The sequence below is a fragment of the Paenibacillus sp. BSR1-1 genome (assembly GCF_030403775.1).
Lineage (GTDB): Bacteria > Bacillota > Bacilli > Bacillales > Cytobacillaceae > Neobacillus.
In genome coordinates, this window is record NZ_JAQMWQ010000019.1 from 22,536 (window position 1) to 36,276 (window position 13,741).

A 13,741-nucleotide genomic window follows, 5' to 3' on the forward strand; every position below is an offset into this window, starting at 1 on the left:
TATTTATTGTTCTTGGTTGCTATTCATATAGGGATGTACCTTTCCATTCACCTTCCGTTTTATCCTATCTTCTTTTTTCACAGGTCTTCGCATTTCTTTTAAAATGGCTGGTAAGACAGACGTCATATAGGCCTTAAACTTAATAAAGGATTCTCCTGTTTTCCGCACTTGATAACGAATCGGGATTTCCTTCATCCGAAAGCCCTTACGGATCAGATTAAGCGTGACTACTTGGGCATAATTGTAGTCATGGATAATTTCTGCTTCAATCATCGCATGCCGGGAAAAAGCTCTCATACCAGATTGACCATCATAAATCCATTTTCTTAGCAGAAGTGCCTGGAGAAAAGTAAAACAGTAATTTCCGAGTCTTCGGTTCCATCTCATTCCCTTTATTGTTCCAAGGAATCGGGAACCCATCACATAATCATGCGTTCCTAATAAGATTGGTTCAATTAATTCCGGAATTTGCTCAGCAGGATATTCATTATCTGCATCAATCATTACACCAATGTCTGCACCATTTGATACACATAACTCTAGACCTTTGCGGACGGCTGCACCTAAACCTTTATTTTTTGGAAAGGTGTGAACATAATCAGCACCTGCTTCCCAAGAAAGCTCTTCAGTTCGATCACTCGAACCATCATTGATGACTATAACTTCCACACTTACATTTTGATTAAAATGTCTTGGGATCTTCTGAATGACCTCAACGATTGATTCTTCCTCATTAAAGGCTGGTAGAAAAACAATGACTTTTTGCTGCTTCATTCCTTAATTACTTCCTTCCTAATTGCATCAATTAAAACAGGACCTCGGGATTTATCCGGGAAAGGAGCCCCTAATAAGTAAGAGATAGTCGATGCCATCGATACTAAACTATGCTTTTCCTCGACACTCTTTCCTTGTTCAATCGCAGGGCCGTACATAAAGAAAGGTACAAACCGTTCACCTTCATCCAAGTGGCCATGGCCTCCGATACCATCTGCCTGGCCATGATCGGCACATACAATAAAGGTGTAATTATCAAGCTTGCCTTTCTCTTTAAGCCAATTAAAATACTCTTCAATCAGGCTATCAGCTTCTTCAATTTTTTGAATGTATTCATCATATAAAACGCCGCGGCTGTGTCCGGTTTGATCTGTACTAATTAATTGTACAATCTGCAGGTCTGGATTCTTCTCGTCCATGATGTTTTTTGCTCGTTCAATAATGCTCCGGTCGACGATACTATTATTCATTACGGCCGTATAGGTCTCGACATCCTTACCAAATGAATCAACGAGGTGGGCAACAGCTAATAATGATCCCTTTTTCCCTATTTTTCTTAGACTATCGAACACACTCTCTACTTTAATCCCGAGCTTCCACACCATATTGGATTTAATTCCGTGTTCAAATGGATAGGTTCCTGTGAACATGGAAGAAAAGCAAACGACCGTTCTCGCCGGATAGACTGTTTCCATTCGGGTATAGTCTGTGCCATTTTTTCTCAAAAAATCAAGAAAGGGGGTATTGGCCTCTTCAAACCGTTCTTTCCTCATGCCGTCAATAACCATAACGATAACCTTTTCGTTAATGGCAGAATCTCTCGCTTGTACATTGGAGGTATAGGTAGGAATCACTTTTGGTTTCCAGTCAAATAGGTTTTTATGGAGAATCCATGAAAATAATAAGATCCCAGCATAAAAAAGAACCAATAATCCAACGTCTCTTCCAGACCAATCCGGTTCTGATGCTGCTAAATTCCAAAGTGACAGCAGAAGCAGAAACTTAGGTAATTGTTCTTGGGCATTTCCACTTGTTGAATCACTATTCTTTAAAACCAGCTTCCAAAACCGGGTAAAATTTAGCCATGACGTTCCAATCCGTAAATGATAGTAAAACGTTCCCCAAAAAAAGACGGTAAAAAAGAAATATAAACCGATTGCTGTTAGAAGCAGACCGAGATTAACATTGTTCCAGATAATAAGATAGGCGGTAAATGGAATCCATAAATAATTTCTTAAGAACAATGGATAGTCGAATAAATAATAAATAACCAGCATTGGTATAATAGCAAGCAGCCCTAAAGAAAAATCCGCTAAAAATGAAGGGTCACTTAGTTTGGAAAATGAATAAATGACGATGGTGCCAACCGTAAAAATAGGGGTAAACGGCTTTCCCTCATTTAAAAGGTTCCAGCACCTAGCTGCCGTTTTTTCAAATTTTGATGCTTTTTTCATTCAGGTCTTCTCCTCATTAAAAGAATTTCTCTAATTTGGTTGATTTTTGTTCTCGGTGAATGGATTAAGAGCAGGAATCCAACAAAATAGGAAAAAATAAATTTATAGCTATGGCTAACAAGCGCTGCCATATAGCCATCCTTGACCGGATAATGAAAACTTGATAATGCGGCTGTCATAACGGCTTCATAGGTAGAAATACCGCCAGGCGTAATTTGAAAAACCTGACCTCCTACAGTAATGGAATTGACCCATATTGCTTTGTAAATAGGCAAACAGCTCCCTAGCGAGGATGTAACTCCCCAAATAACAGCTCCTTCAAGAATCCAGCTACAGGCAATAAGTAAAACAATTAAATAAAACTTCCTGCCGGCTAAGTTTGTTCTTAATAAAAGAATATGCTTTTCCAGAAACAGCGGGCGAAATTTATTAAGAATTAAGAATCCAATGAAACCAAATACAAGTAAAAAAAGTGCAATGGGTAGTGAATATCGGAACGTAAATGACCTCGATAGGGCGATTAATCCAATAAAGGAAAACAACAAAAGAAAAAACATATCCAATATCCTGAGAACGATCACCGAGTGGGCAGATATTTCCGGCTTGATATTTTTTTCCCGCCAGGATAAAACACCGATTCGAATCGCATCTCCTACTTTAATCGGTGTAATATGATTGACAAACAGACTCAAAAGTACACCCTGAAGACAGCTGAAAAACCTAACGTTTTTTCCTAAATATAATCGCCAAGCTTCAGCCCTCAGGATAAAAGAACTCAAATAGGAAATTGTAACAATCAAAAGGATTATCGGGTTGTCAATAAAGAACTCTTTAGTTTCCTTTAAAAAATTTTCATGATGAAAATAACGAATGGATAATACGATAAATACTCCTATTAAGAGGACCCCTGTCAACCTGATGTATCTTTTAACAGATTTCCGTTTCATGTTTTTTCGCCCATTCGATTGTATTGGCAAGTCCTTCTGAAAAAGAAACGGAAGGATAATACCCAAGCTGCTCTTTTGCTTTTCTAATATCTGCCCATGTCGAATGAACATCACCTTGACGAAAAGCCCCCTGCCCAACATTTAATTCAGGAAAATGGCCCCTAAGCTTATCCACTAATTCCTCTAAGTAAATGGGCCTGCCTGATCCGATATTATAGGTCCCTACCCTTACTTTTTGATTGAAAGCACTTAAAATTCCATTCACACAGTCATCAATGTATGTATAATCCCTGGCAGTTCCCTTACCGAATAGAGTAATTTCCTCTTTCGCCAGTAATTTTTTTATAAACTTTGTAATGGCCATATCAGGCCTTCCCCAAGGTCCATAAACGGTAAAAAAACGGAGTATTGAGACTTTATAAGGAAATAATGAAGCATAAGCATGACAAAAGGCTTCAGCGCTGAACTTGGCAGCCGCATATGGGGAGACTACCCTTCCTGTTGCCATTTCCTCCTCAAGCGGTACGTTTTTTTGTTCTCCGTAAACGGAAGATGATGAGGCAAAAATAAATTGTTTTGCATCAGAATCACCAGCAAACCGAAGAGCGTTAATAGTTGCTTTTATGTCATAATCTACATATTCATTCGGGACTTCAATGGAATGAGGGACTCCAGGTATGGCAGCAAGATGGATGACGGCTTCAGGCTGAAAGGATAAAAAAATATCTCTGACTTCCTTTTCATTATGTATAAGACTTTTTTGGAAAAAGCGAAATTCTCCTGACTCCTTGATAAACTCAAGGTGACGGTTTTTTCTATTGATTGAATAATAGGGGTGAAGTTCATCAATGATGACTACTTCATGTCCCTCATGGATTAACTTTCTGGAAAGATGAGAACCGATAAATCCTGCTCCCCCCGTTACAACAACTTTCAATTTAATACACCTCTATTAAGTCATAATTCGAGAAAATAGGAAAAACCTTGTGTTTGTAACAAGGTTTTTCCTCTGCATTATTTCGCTTTTTCTACGATTGTATTCAGAGTAGAAATCAAGTCGTTTAATTGCGCATCACCAGCTGCTTTATCTTTTGCTTTTGCAGTATTGACATATTTCTGGGCTTTTTCATTTAATGTCTTATAAGCTTCTTCACCTAAAAGCGTTTTAATATCTTCGCCAATGATATCGATAAATAATGCTCCCTCTAAACCAGTAACTGCTGCCTTATCCTCGCCTTTTTCTAAGAACTCTTTACTCTCACTGTACTCAGAGATAGCAATTTTTGCAAATCCGCGGACAAACGCTTTGTTAACAGCTGCAGGATCTAGAGCTTTAACATCAGACTCAAGTGTAAAGGATTTTTCAATATAGGCAGTTTCTTCTGCAGCATGGCTATTCAAATAGCTGTATAAGGATTGAAAGAATGCCCAGCCTTCAGCCTGCTCAACTTTTGCTGCTGCAGCATCTTCTTTTGCTTCAGCCGCTGTTTTTGTCGCATATCCATTTGGAAGAGCGCCAGTTGCAAGATAGAAAGTCTTCATTAGAGTCTTATCAACTACTTGCTTGCCTAAGTTAAAGCTTAATTGATCATTATTTTTAATCGCCGTTTCGATTTCATTAAATCCGCCATCGATCACGCTGACAAGATTGGTTCCATAAGCCGCATCGCGCTTTTCTACCGTAGAATTTAGAATAGCATAATAGCCTTTTGCTTCTTCAAGTTCCCCATTTACTTCCTCTGTGTTACCCCATTTTTCTGTTACTTCAGTAAAATCGTGCTTAATAGATGTATAGAACACTTTTTGCATTAATTTATCAAAAATCTGTCTAACAACCACTTTGTCCATTGAACCATCTTTACCAGCAGTTAATGCTGCAGTGATTTTTTCATCAAGGGTATCTTCAAATTCAGCATCACGGTTTTGAACCAGCTGTTTTAAATTTTTATTGTATAAATCAGTTACTTTTGCAAAATCAACATCTTTACCTTCTTTGGCTTTATCAAGCTCAGTGATGGCTTCGCCAAAGACTTTCGCATAATCAACTTCTTCTGTTTTCTCAGCTTCTTCCTTCTCCGCTGATTTTTCCTTGTTTTCTACTTTTGGTTTAGTTTCGGTTTCATCAGCTTTTCCGCATGCTCCAAGTACTAATGAAAGTGCTGCCATTGCTGCAAGAAGTTTAAATTTGATAGACATCCTTTTTCCCCCGGTTTGTTTTATATTTTTCTGTTTGATAATGATTATCATTTACATTTTTCATTATAGAGAGAATGATTCTCAATGTCAATGAGGTTTTTTCAATTGTAACAAAATAGACACTATATTTATAGTAAAAAGTTCATTCTGTTATTTTCAGGATTAACCTAACTTTTTCAGACTTTAGTCGTAGAAAAAGCTGTACTTTTTTCTAAGGCTTGCTGGAATAAAAAACGTTATAATAATGGAAAGAGTTAGAATTTTCTGGGGGCCTTTTAAATGAACGAAAACCATCTTTCTGAATTAAAAATATTGAAAGAAATTGCCGAACTTCTTAACCGTGGCACTGATATTCAGTCTATCCTTACAGAAGTTCTTAAAAAACTACTTAATGTAACAGGTTTACGGACAGGCTGGATTTTTCTGATTGACCGTACAGGCCGATTTGAACTTGCTGCGAAAGAAAACCTCCCTCCGGCATTGACTGAGAATCAAAATACACTAATGTGCAGCGGGGACTGCTGGTGTATTAACCGTTACAATAATGGCCGTTTAGATAAAGCTACCAACATCATCGAATGTAAAAGGCTTGAAACTGCCATTGAACAAAGACTTGGAGATACGTGTGGATTAACACACCACGCCACTGTCCCATTAAAAGCGGGAAATGAAAAATTCGGCCTCTTAAATGTTGGTTCCCCCTATAAAACAAGATTTAACCATGAAGAGCTCGCGTTATTAGAATCTATTGCCCTCCAAATTGGATCTGCCTTAAAACGAATAAACCTGACACAACGAGAACAAGAAATTGCTTTAACGGCAGAAAGAAACAGACTTGCTAGAGATTTGCATGATTCCGTCAACCAGCTTCTCTTTTCCTTGAGTCTGACGGCACGGGGCGGCATGGAAATGACAAAGAATAAGGAAGTTAAAGAAACCTTTTGCTATATTCAAGATTTGGCTCAGGAAGCCTTGAACGAAATGAGAGCGCTTATTTGGCAGCTGCGTCCAAAGGGACTAGAAAAGGGCATCGTCAGTGCTTTGTGCAGTTACGGAGACATGCTCGGATTAAAAGTCAACATAAATGTGAATGGTGTTATCCATTTGCCAAGTTCGATTGAGGAAGGATTATGGAGAATCGGTCAGGAAGCTCTAGCAAATTGTAAAAAACATTCTGGGGAGACGGTTGTTCATCTTTCTATCCATTCAAGTGAAAATAAAATTTCCCTTGAGATTAAAGATCACGGCACCGGATTTCATTATGATGGAACCAAAGAACTCCCATCTCTCGGATTAAAAAGTATGAAAGACCGAACTGAAGCATTAGGGGGGACTTTTCAAATCAAAAGTGAAACAGATAAAGGGACAATAATTAAAGTTAATATACCTTTCTAAGGGGAGAAGAACAATGAGTACCATTCGAATACTTATAGCTGATGACCACCATGTTGTCCGAAGAGGCTTGGTATTTTTCTTAAAAACACAAGAGAACATCGAAATCATCGGGGAAGCGAAAAATGGAAAAGAAGCTGTCGAGCTGGCGGACACCCTTTTACCAGACGTAGTCTTAATGGATTTAGTCATGCCAGTAATGGACGGAATTGAAGCAACACGAAAAATTAAAGAAAAGTATCCGAATATGAATATCATGATCTTAACCAGTTTTTCTGACCAAAACCATGTCATTCCAGCAATTGAAGCCGGTGCATCTGGATATCAACTAAAGGATATTGAGCCTGATGAACTTGTTAAAGCCATTAGACACTTAATGAAAGGCGAAAATCAATTACATCCCAAAGCGACAACTCATCTTTTAACTCAATTCTCTTCAAAGAATAATGAAGAAAAAAAGTCTTTAGAAGATTTAACAAGAAGAGAATTGGAAGTACTCAAAGAAATCGCCAGCGGAAAAAACAATAAAGACATTGCTGCAACCCTCTTTATTACTGAAAAAACGGTTAAAACCCATGTCTCCAGCATATTAGCTAAACTAGAACTCGCTGATCGAACACAGGCAGCTCTTTATGCAGTAAGAAATGGTGTCATAAAAAACAGTTAAAACACGGCTTATGAAAAAAGCCGTGTTTTTTGGTGGAATTCTTTGTCCGGTTGTAAAGAAGTTTCTCACACAATTCTGTATCCACTTGTTTTTTTAGGAAAGACTATACATCGGTATCTCATTAGGATCGGCTTCTAAAGTTTCATTAGCATGGTCGATGTAACGAAGCAGGTTATATAGTTTCTTTTCAAGAACACTGTAGTCACTTTCAAAATTGTAAGCATGCAGGAATTGTTCAATCTTTTTGGATAAAAATTGATCTTTTGTTCGAACCATTAAAATCAGTAAATTATCCCATTCTGACCGATGCGTATAATATAACGCCCGGTCATAATCCACTTTATTCATTTTTTATCTCTCCTCCTTATTAGGAGTTGAGTTTATTGTATGACATTTTTAAAAGAACTTTCACAGAAAATGTTGGACATCCTATTCTTATGCCCTTTTCAACTTTTACCTGTATAAATTCTTTTGGGGAGGTTATATGATTAAATATCTTTGTTTACTAATAGTACTCTTCCATGCATTTCAAACCACAGCTAATGCCGCTATTGTTAAAACGAATAAACCATATTCTTATGAAATCCTAGAACATGACCTTAAGCTATTGAAGGAAAAATATAAAGAAGAAATGGAATTAAAAACAATCGGAAAGACCCATTTTGGACAAAATATTTTGGCGGTTAAGCTTGGCTCCGGGGAAAAAAATATCGTCTTAATTGGCTCCCATCATGGTCGTGAATGGCTGACAAGTATGCTTTTAATGAAAATGCTGGAGACTTATGCCCATGATTATCATGCATTGGAAACGACAGGCTCCAAAAATATTTTAAACGATATTTCGATTTGGTTTGTCCCCATGCTAAATCCAGATGGTGTTGCCATACAACAACACAACTTTAAACAATTTTCAGCGAAACAAAAGGATCAAATATTCCATATGAATGATGATTCAAAGCGATATAAAAGATGGAAAGCAAATGGAGTAGGTATAGACCTAAACAGGCAATATCCCGCAGGATGGGAAAGTCTAGATACAAAAACGAACAAACCATTTTATAAATTTTATAGAGGAAAAAAACCGCTGCAAGCGAAAGAGGTCATAGCCTTGACCAATTTTATTAAAGAAATTAATCCTTCCATTGCGGTTGCTTATCATACGGCTGGAGAAGAAATTTTTTGGAAATATAAAAATGGAAAAAATCTTGTCCGGGATAAATTAATCGCTAAAAAAATTGCGAAGATAACAGGATATAAATTAAATACCCCCCCTGATGATGCGGTTGGAGGAGGATTCACTGACTGGTTTATCACCACTTATCACAAACCCGCCATGACGATTGAAATTAGTTATCTTGTTGGAGAGACAAGCCCTCCTTTACTTGTTTTTAAAAAGGAGTGGAAACGAAATCGATTGGTGGGACTAAAGCTTGCCCAAGAAGCGAAAAAAATTTCCAAATAATACATAATGCAGAACATTTTGGGCAAAATATTTTCAAATGCTTTTTTTTGGAGGGATTTTCTTGAGAAAATTTTTAGCAGGCCTATTTATTATGTTGTGTTTTTTAGTCTATGTTAACCTGCAAGGAGAGGCACAAAAGCCTGACTATGAAAAATTTGGCAGGATTGCCATAACAGTTGTACAGGCAGACTTTCCAGGAGCCCCAATTAAAGATTATGAATATTTGGGAAGGAAGAAAATTGATGCAGCAAAGGTAGAGGATGGTTTTCGTTTTAAGGTGCAAGAAAATAACCAGAACTTCTTTGTGATTGTAAGAGTGAGTCATGATGCTACAAATAATAAGGTTTTAAATATAACCGTGGAAAATCAAAAACAATAAGCAGCCTTGCTTATTGTTTTTTGGCTTCTTTCTCATCATTCCCTGTTTACCCTCATACATTGTGGTAAGAGGAAAAGGGGGGAATGGCAATTGAATGGAGAAGAACGCAAATCACTAGAATATGCAATTAGTGAAATTACGGAGATTGCAAAAGGATTTGGGCTGGATTTTTACCCAATGCGGTATGAAATTTGTCCTGCTGAAATTATTTATACCTTTGGAGCCTATGGAATGCCAACCCGGTTTTCACACTGGAGTTTTGGAAAGCAATTTCACAAAATGAAACTCCATTATGACCTGGGTTTGAGTAAAATTTACGAACTGGTTATTAATTCAAATCCATGCTACGCCTTTTTACTTGATTCTAATACCTTGATTCAAAATAAGTTAATCGTTGCTCACGTTTTAGCCCATTGTGATTTCTTTAAGAACAACGTCCGTTTTCAAAATACGAAGCGTGATATGGTAGAAAGTATGGCCGCTACAGCCGAACGAATTCATAAATATGAAATTCAATACGGAAAAAAAGAGGTAGAAACATTTTTAGATGCAGTATTGGCAATTGATGAGCATATTGATCCTTCGTTGATGAGGCCAAAGCTTGCTTGGTCAATTGGCGATCAAGAAGAAGAATCGGGGGAAAGCACAATCATCACTCCCTACGATGACCTATGGAGTTTAGATGAAAAGGAAAAACAGGAACCTGCACAGCCAAGGAAAAAGAAATTTCCACCTAGGCCAGAAAAGGATTTGCTCCTTTTTATTGAAACCTACAGCAGAGAGCTAGAAGATTGGCAGCGGGATATTTTAACGATGATGCGCGAAGAAATGCTCTACTTCTGGCCGCAGCTGGAAACAAAAATCATGAACGAAGGCTGGGCATCCTTCTGGCATCAACGGATATTACGAGAATTGGAATTAACAAGCGGGGAAGCCATTGAATTCGCCAAATTAAATGCTGGAGTCGTACAGCCTTCAAAAACAGGCATTAATCCTTATTATCTTGGTATTAAAATTTTTGAAGATATCGAGGAGCGCTACAATAATCCAACAGAAGAAATGAAGCTTAGGGGAGTACAGCCAGGTTCTGGGCGTGATAAAATATTTGAAGTTCGTGAGGTTGAATCAGATATTTCCTTCTTACGAAATTATTTGAATAAAGACCTTGTCATGCGAGAGGATATGTATCTCTTCCAAAAGCAAGGACGGGATTATAAAGTTGTTGATAAGCAGTGGGAGCATATCCGCGATCAATTAGTCAATATGCGGGTAAATGGAGGGTTTCCGTACATTACCGTTAATGATGGGGACTACCTCAAAAATGGTGAACTTTACTTAAAGCATTGGTATGAAGGCGTTGAATTAGATGTGAAATATCTTGAAAAAGTATTGCCATACGTTCAGCAGCTTTGGGGAAGACCGGTCCATATTGAAACCATCATTGAGGAAAGAAAAATGCTGTTTTCCTATGACGGCAAAGGTGTACATCGGAAATATTTATAATATTGGAGTGAGCTATCCTGCTTAAAGCGGGATGGTTTTTTTTGCTAGGCTTTCATTTACTGTCCGGGTTCCTTTTTCAGTCGCTTCGGGCATTGAATTGGCTTTTCATTTACAGTCCGAGCTCTTTTTTAGTCGCTTCGGGCAATGAAACTATATCTACGTAACCGTAATATCCTCTTCAGCATCATTCCGGTAACGTAGACCCTTTCTACGTTACCCTTTCCTCTTTCCAACCACGTTCTCGGTCACGTAGACCCTTTCTACGTTACCCTTTCCTCTTTCCAACCACGTTCTCGGTCACGTAGCCCCCTTCTACGTTACCCTTTTCTCTTCACCGCCTCGTTTTCGGTCACGTAGACTCCTTCTGCGTTACCCTTTCCTCTTCATCACCACAATTTCGGTAACGTAAAGTCATACTTCCTGCACTTGCTTCACTTTACCACTTCGATTTCAATCCAGTAACCATTTTCAAAATAATAACCCCGAAAGACACTTTAGCCTTTCGGGGTTATACTTATGCTATGGTATTAATTCTTCCTTACATGATGTTATTCATGGATGCTGTTAAATAATTAAATTTCTTTCACCATCTTGACTTTTTGATCTACAAGGTCCATAAAGTCCTTCTCAATAGCTTCTAGTTTCGCTTTACTATTATTCAGACTTTCACTATTTACTCCGAAATAGAATTTTACTTTCGGTTCAGTACCTGAAGGTCTTAAACATACCCAAGAACCGTCTTCGAAAGTATATTTTAATACATTGGATTTTGGCAATTCAATTCTTTCTTCCTTATTTCCGCTTACACGAAGTCCCGTTAAATAATCCTCAGATACTGCTGTTTTCAATGAGCCAAGGTTCTCAAGCGGATCGTTCCGGAATGAGGCTAAAATGCGCTGAATTTGTTCCGCTCCCTCTTTACCTTTTAACGTTAAAGAGCGTAGACCTTCCTGATAATAACCGTACTTTTCAAAAACCTGAATCATTCCTTCATAGAGGGACATTCCTTGTTTTTTATAATATGCGCAAACCTCTGTTGCCAAAAGTGCAGCTTGGACTGCGTCCTTGTCACGGGCAAAATCGCCAATGAGATATCCGTATGATTCCTCATAACCAAATAGGTATGTATGCTCACCTGTAGATTCATACTCTTTTATTTTTTCTGCGATAAATTTAAAGCCTGTTAATACATCAATCGTTTCTAATTGGAAAGCGGAAGCAATTTTTCGACCTAATTCCGATGTTACGATCGTTTTTAACACAACTCCATTTTGAGGCAAAGTTCCTTTTGCCTTTTTCTGCGTTAAAAGATAATCAAGTAAAAGAGCCCCTGTTTGATTTCCAGTTAAAACAACATACTCGCCCTCAGGATTAAGGACTGCAATGCCAAGTCGATCTGCATCCGGATCCGTCGCAATTAAAAGATCTGCCCCTACTCGTTTCCCATCACGAATGGCTAATTCAAAGGCCGCATGTTCTTCCGGGTTTGGACTTTTTACTGTTGAAAATTCAGGGTCTGGAAGCTCTTGCTCCTTCACCACTGTTACATTCTTATAGCCTAAAGCAGCAAGCGCTGAACGAACCGGTTTATTGGCCGTTCCATGTAATGGTGTAAATACTACATGAAGATCCGTTTCTTCTGCAAGATGCGGATTCTCGGAAATTGTTTTTAAGTTTTCAAGGTAAGCTTTGTCCACTTCTTGACCAATGGTTTTAATGAGTCCCGCAGCTTTTAACTTTTCCTCGCTGTCGACCTCGATTAATAATTCGTTCTCAAGTTCATTTACCCGGCTGATTACTATATCGGCATCAGCAGGAGGAAGCTGGCCGCCATCAGAACCATAAACTTTATATCCGTTATATTCCGGAGGATTATGACTAGCGGTAATAACAATTCCGGAAAAGGCATTTAAATACCTTAAGGCAAACGATAATTCAGGAGTTGGTCTTAATTCATCAAATACATATGTTTGAATTCCTTTGGTGGCAAGTGTTTTGGCAGCCTCCATTGCGAATTCCGGTGATTTGTGACGTGAATCAAAGGCAATCACAACTCCGCGTTGTTTTGCTTCTACGCCATGTTCTTCTATGTATGCAGCTAGTCCGGCAGAAGCCTTTCGGACCGTATAGATGTTCATACGGTTTGTCCCAACACCTAATTCACCGCGCATACCGCCAGTTCCAAATTCCAAATTCTTATAAAATGCCTCTTCAAGTAGTTTTTCTTCTTTCTTTATTTCTTCTAATTGATTATGTAATTCAACATCCAAATCCTTAAATTCAATCCAACTATTTGCTACTTCTTTCCAGTCCATGAGGGGCCCTCCTGTTTCATTCTAAGTTTTTATTTTTTCTTAGTTATAACATGTTACTCCTTTAAAAATCGCATAAAAAATCCGACAATTTTCGCAAAAATGTAAATTACTCAATATTATTGTACCTTATAATTTTAATAAATTAAAAAAATGCAAAGTAAAATGCCTGCAAAAAATGCAGGCATTTTACTTTTTATATGAGCAATTCGTTATCTGCTTTCGTGTATATACTAAGGATCGTATTTTTCAAACTCTTGGCTTCAATAAACTGTTCCAATTCAAATGGGAAAAACAATCCAAATTCCTGCAGATTCGCAACATTTTTATCAAATAAAGCAGCATACTGTTCATCAAGAGGTGACGCCTCAAGAATGGAAATAATCGTTTGAATGCTTGTCATGACCTGAAAGGCATCCTTTAAGGTACTAAAATCTTCAACATGCTTCCCTGATGTATGCAAGACTTTTAACTGTTCAAACTGAAAAATTTCCTCATCAGTAAAATAGAGTGGAAAAATATTAGAGTAAATATACCTCACAAGTTCACAAATTTCTTGCTCCTGACTTGGTGTCGAGGCAAAAACAATTTTCACTTATAACCCACCTTTGCCATCGCATAATTCTATCGTAATATATATGATAAGAATAACATA

The 13,741-nt window shown here is 37.9% G+C and carries 13 protein-coding genes; 5 read left to right on the plus strand and 8 right to left on the minus strand.

Annotated features, from left to right (window positions below; genetic code table 11):
* Nucleotides 1-3 precede the first annotated feature (3 nt).
* The 5 genes from PH210_RS21655 to PH210_RS21675 form a co-directional block, all read right to left on the minus strand.
* Nucleotides 4-774, minus strand: coding sequence for a glycosyltransferase family 2 protein (locus tag PH210_RS21655; protein WP_289988424.1), 771 nt, complete (start codon nucleotides 772-774; stop codon nucleotides 4-6).
* Nucleotides 771-2,228, minus strand: coding sequence for an alkaline phosphatase family protein (locus PH210_RS21660; RefSeq protein ID WP_289988425.1), 1,458 nt, complete (start codon nucleotides 2,226-2,228; stop codon nucleotides 771-773). Before PH210_RS21660 ends, PH210_RS21655 begins: the two co-directional genes overlap by 4 nt.
* Nucleotides 2,225-3,175, minus strand: a complete 951-nt coding sequence (locus tag PH210_RS21665; RefSeq protein WP_289988426.1) for a lysylphosphatidylglycerol synthase transmembrane domain-containing protein — start codon at nucleotides 3,173-3,175, stop codon at nucleotides 2,225-2,227. Before PH210_RS21665 ends, PH210_RS21660 begins: the two co-directional genes overlap by 4 nt.
* Nucleotides 3,156-4,112: an NAD-dependent epimerase/dehydratase family protein gene (locus PH210_RS21670; RefSeq protein ID WP_289988428.1), complete on the minus strand. Its 957-nt coding sequence runs from the start codon at nucleotides 4,110-4,112 to the stop codon at nucleotides 3,156-3,158. The genes PH210_RS21665 and PH210_RS21670 overlap by 20 nt, the downstream gene beginning before the upstream one ends.
* Nucleotides 4,113-4,189: 77 nt before the next feature.
* Nucleotides 4,190-5,371: a hypothetical protein gene (locus PH210_RS21675; protein ID WP_289988429.1), complete on the minus strand. Its 1,182-nt coding sequence runs from the start codon at nucleotides 5,369-5,371 to the stop codon at nucleotides 4,190-4,192.
* Between the two features lie 279 nt (nucleotides 5,372-5,650).
* Here PH210_RS21675 and PH210_RS21680 point away from each other — a divergent pair, with 279 nt between their 5' ends.
* Nucleotides 5,651-6,766 carry a GAF domain-containing sensor histidine kinase gene (locus PH210_RS21680; RefSeq protein WP_289988432.1) on the plus strand — a complete coding sequence of 372 codons (1,116 nt, stop codon included), beginning with the start codon at nucleotides 5,651-5,653 and terminating at the stop codon, nucleotides 6,764-6,766.
* A 13-nt stretch (nucleotides 6,767-6,779) separates the two neighbouring features.
* Nucleotides 6,780-7,430 carry a response regulator gene (locus PH210_RS21685; RefSeq protein ID WP_289988435.1) on the plus strand — a complete coding sequence of 217 codons (651 nt, stop codon included), beginning with the start codon at nucleotides 6,780-6,782 and terminating at the stop codon, nucleotides 7,428-7,430.
* Between the two features lie 93 nt (nucleotides 7,431-7,523).
* Here PH210_RS21685 and PH210_RS21690 read toward each other — a convergent pair whose 3' ends face one another.
* On the minus strand, nucleotides 7,524-7,778 hold the full coding sequence (locus tag PH210_RS21690) for a YhdB family protein (protein WP_289988436.1): 255 nt from the start codon (nucleotides 7,776-7,778) through the stop codon (nucleotides 7,524-7,526).
* A gap of 136 nt (nucleotides 7,779-7,914) precedes the next feature.
* On the opposite strand from PH210_RS21690, the gene PH210_RS21695 reads away from it, so the two are divergent.
* From PH210_RS21695 to PH210_RS21705, 3 genes are all read left to right on the plus strand, one after another.
* Complete coding sequence (locus PH210_RS21695; protein WP_289988439.1) at nucleotides 7,915-8,892, plus strand: M14 family zinc carboxypeptidase; 978 nt, start codon at nucleotides 7,915-7,917, stop codon at nucleotides 8,890-8,892.
* 61 nt (nucleotides 8,893-8,953) lie between these two features.
* Complete coding sequence (locus tag PH210_RS21700) at nucleotides 8,954-9,271, plus strand: DUF3889 domain-containing protein (protein ID WP_289988440.1); 318 nt, start codon at nucleotides 8,954-8,956, stop codon at nucleotides 9,269-9,271.
* A gap of 90 nt (nucleotides 9,272-9,361) precedes the next feature.
* Nucleotides 9,362-10,774: a SpoVR family protein gene (locus PH210_RS21705; protein ID WP_289988442.1), complete on the plus strand. Its 1,413-nt coding sequence runs from the start codon at nucleotides 9,362-9,364 to the stop codon at nucleotides 10,772-10,774.
* Nucleotides 10,775-11,346: 572 nt separating this feature from the next.
* Here PH210_RS21705 and PH210_RS21710 read toward each other — a convergent pair.
* Nucleotides 11,347-13,089, minus strand: a complete 1,743-nt coding sequence (locus PH210_RS21710; protein ID WP_289988444.1) for a phospho-sugar mutase — start codon at nucleotides 13,087-13,089, stop codon at nucleotides 11,347-11,349.
* 193 nt (nucleotides 13,090-13,282) lie between these two features.
* Nucleotides 13,283-13,681: a YhcU family protein gene (locus PH210_RS21715; protein WP_289988446.1), complete on the minus strand. Its 399-nt coding sequence runs from the start codon at nucleotides 13,679-13,681 to the stop codon at nucleotides 13,283-13,285.
* Between the last annotated feature and the right edge of the window lie 60 nt (nucleotides 13,682-13,741).